General features: G+C 54.8%; 1 rRNA gene. It reads left to right on the top strand.

Annotated features, from left to right (window positions below):
- Positions 1–1,371 (top strand): 16S ribosomal RNA (locus tag NOM01_RS17040); the annotation flags it as partial.
- Between the last annotated feature and the right edge of the window lie 20 nt (positions 1,372–1,391).

Here is a 1,391-nt window from a genome sequence, read left to right as displayed (position 1 = left end):
ATCCCCTGCACCGCATGGTGCAGGGCTGAAAGATGGTTTCGGCCATCACTGACAGATGGGCCCGCGGTGCATTAGTTAGTTGGCGGGGTAACGGCCCACCAAGACAGCGATGCATAGCCGACCTGAGAGGGTGATCGGCCACATTGGGACTGAGACACGGCCCAAACTCCTACGGGAGGCAGCAGTAGGGAATCTTCCACAATGGACGAAAGTCTGATGGAGCAACGCCGCGTGAGCGAAGAAGGTTTTCGGATCGTAAAGCTCTGTTGCCGGAGAAGAACGTGCGGGAGAGGAAATGCTCTTGCAGTGACGGTATCCGGCCAGAAAGCCACGGCTAACTACGTGCCAGCAGCCGCGGTAATACGTAGGTGGCAAGCGTTGTCCGGAATTATTGGGCGTAAAGCGCGCGCAGGCGGCTTCTTAAGTCTGATGTGAAATCTTGCGGCTCAACCGCAAACGGTCATTGGAAACTGGGAAGCTTGAGTACAGAAGAGGAGAGTAGAATTCCACGTGTAGCGGTGAAATGCGTAGATATGTGGAGGAATACCAGTGGCGAAGGCGGCTCTCTGGTCTGTAACTGACGCTGAGGCGCGAAAGCGTGGGGAGCAAACAGGATTAGATACCCTGGTAGTCCACGCCGTAAACGATGAATGCTAGGTGTTAGGGGGTCCAACCCTTAGTGCTGAAGTTAACACATTAAGCATTCCGCCTGGGGAGTACGACCGCAAGGTTGAAACTCAAAGGAATTGACGGGGGCCCGCACAAGCAGTGGAGCATGTGGTTTAATTCGAAGCAACGCGAAGAACCTTACCAGGTCTTGACATCCTCTGACAAGTCTAGAGATAGGCCGTTCCCCTTCGGGGGACAGAGTGACAGGTGGTGCATGGTTGTCGTCAGCTCGTGTCGTGAGATGTTGGGTTAAGTCCCGCAACGAGCGCAACCCTTGATCTTAGTTGCCAGCATTCAGTTGGGCACTCTAAGGTGACTGCCGGTGACAAACCGGAGGAAGGTGGGGATGACGTCAAATCATCATGCCCCTTATGATCTGGGCTACACACGTGCTACAATGGGTGGTACAAAGGGCAGCGAAACCGCGAGGTCGAGCTAATCCCATAAAGCCACCCCCAGTTCGGATTGCAGGCTGCAACTCGCCTGCATGAAGCCGGAATTGCTAGTAATCGCGGATCAGCATGCCGCGGTGAATCCGTTCCCGGGCCTTGTACACACCGCCCGTCACACCACGAGAGTTTGTAACACCCGAAGTCGGTGCGAGAACCTTTATGGACTCAGCCGCCGAAGGTGGGACAAATGATTGGGGTGAAGTCGTAACAAGGTAGCCGTATCGGAAGGTGCGGCTGGATCACCTCCTTTCTAAGGAAACGATCAATAGC

It is taken from the genome of Sporolactobacillus sp. STSJ-5 (genome assembly GCF_024385605.1).
Lineage (GTDB): Bacteria > Bacillota > Bacilli > Bacillales > Sporolactobacillaceae > Sporolactobacillus.
This window is presented reverse-complemented; position numbering and strand designations above follow the sequence as displayed.